At 39.4% G+C, this 327-nt stretch carries 1 protein-coding gene; it reads right to left on the minus strand.

Translation table 11 applies throughout. The features are described from left to right. Positions 1-59 precede the first annotated feature (59 nt). On the minus strand, positions 60-327 hold a 268-nt coding region (locus SB775_RS28295; protein ID WP_410864489.1), incomplete at its 5' end, for a thiamine pyrophosphate-dependent enzyme.

Raw genomic sequence — 327 nt, forward strand, 5'->3', positions numbered from 1 at the left:
TTCAGTTCTGTGCGTAACGCATCAGTGATCGCTTGAATCATTGTCATTTGCGCCATGGCTTACTTCGACTCCTTCTGTTTGTAAATTTCAAGCTGTTCAACTAAGTTGAATGGTTTCACATCGTACATGTTTTCAATCAAGTCAGTGACTTTTTGCTTAGGCTGTTCGTCAGCTTCTTTGATCGCTTGTTTGATTTGTTCTTTTGCATCTTCGATGACTTTATTCTCTTCTTCTTCAGACCATAGGCCTTTGTTTTCCAAGAATTTGCGGTAGCGTACCAATGGATCTTTTTGCTCCCACTCGTTTTCATCTTCTTTTGTACGATAT

Source organism: Peribacillus sp. SIMBA_075, assembly GCF_046534585.1.